This is a genomic window from Ekhidna lutea (assembly GCF_900188325.1).
Taxonomy (GTDB): domain Bacteria; phylum Bacteroidota; class Bacteroidia; order Cytophagales; family Cyclobacteriaceae; genus Ekhidna; species Ekhidna lutea.
In genome coordinates this window covers 1-1,463 of record NZ_FZPD01000014.1, presented here as the reverse complement: position 1 = coordinate 1,463, position 1,463 = coordinate 1, and the positions used below count along the sequence as shown (strand labels likewise).

1 protein-coding gene is annotated in these 1,463 nt (G+C 53.2%); it reads right to left on the bottom strand.

From position 1 onward, the window contains the following. Positions 1-1,463 (bottom strand): tandem-95 repeat protein (locus CHB71_RS18660; protein ID WP_144017499.1); only part of this gene is annotated, 1,463 nt, incomplete at both ends.

The window sequence follows — 1,463 nt, the reverse complement described above, 5'->3', positions numbered from 1 at the left end:
CCTTCATCTACCGTAAAGGATATGCCGGTCTTATCTGTGTCTTCATTCGTGCTTTGGTCAGCTATCGTACTGATCGTAGGGTCGTCGTTCACCGCATTGACGGTAAGGTCAAACGTCTCCACCGCACTCGGTGTGCCCGTGCCATTATCCTGTACCGTCACCGTAATGGTGGTCGTGCCGGATAAGTTTGCTGCAGGTGTGATATCAAGGGTTGGACTCAGCACATTCGCCGAGGCGCCTCCATTGTCCGTATAGTTCACCATAATGTTTGCATTCGGTACCAACGTCGTGTTGCTCGAAGTGGCCGTCACCGTCAACACCTGTGCATCTTCATCCGTGCCCCCTCCTTCATCTACCGTAAAGGCTATGCCGGTCTTATCTGTGTCTTCATTCGTGCTTTGGTCAGCTATCGCACTGATCGTAGGGTCGTCGTTCACCGCATTGACGGTAAGGTCAAACGTCTCCACCACACTCGGTGTGCCAGTGCCATTATCCTGTACCGTAACCGTAATGGTGGTCGTGCCGGATAAGTTTGCTGCAGGTGTGATATCAAGGGTTGGACTCAGCACATTCGCCGAGGCGCCTCCATTGTCCGTATAGTTCACCGTAATGTTTCCATTCGGTACCAACGTCGTGTTGCTCGAAGTGGCCGTCACCGTCAACACCTGGGCATCTTCATCCGTGCCGCCACCTTCATCTACCGTAAAGGATATGCCGGTCTTATCTGTGTCTTCATTCGTGCTTTGGTCAGCTATCGTACTGATCGTAGGGTCGTCGTTCACCGCATTGACGGTAAGGTCAAACGTCTCCACCGCACTCGGTGTGCCCGTGCCATTATCCTGCACCGTCACCGTAATGGTGGTCGTGCCGGATAAGTTTGCTGCAGGCGTGATATCAAGGGTTGGACTCAGCACATTCGCCGAGGCGCCTCCATTGTCCGTATAGTTCACCGTAATGTTTCCATTCGGTACCAACGTCGTGTTGCTCGAAGTGGCCGTCACCGTCAACACCTGGGCATCTTCATCCGTGCCGCCACCTTCATCTACCGTAAAGGATATGCCGGTCTTATCTGTGTCTTCATTCGTGCTCTGGTCAGCTATCGTACTGATCGTGGGGTCATCGTTGACCGCATTGACGGTTAGGTCAAACGTCTCCACCGCACTCGGTGTGCCCGTGCCATTATCCTGCACCGTCACCGTAATGGTGGTCGTGCCTGAAAGATTCGCTGCAGGTGTGATATCAAGGGTTGGACTCAGCACATTCGCCGAGGAGCCTCCATTGTCCGTATAGTTCACCGTAATGTTCCCATTCGGTACCAACGTCGTGTTGCTCGAAGTGGCCGTCACCGTCAACACCTGTGCATCTTCATCCGTGCCGCCACCTTCATCTACCGTAAAGGATATGCCGGTCTTATCTGTGTCTTCATTCGTGCTTTGGTCAGCTATCGTACTGATCGTAGGGTC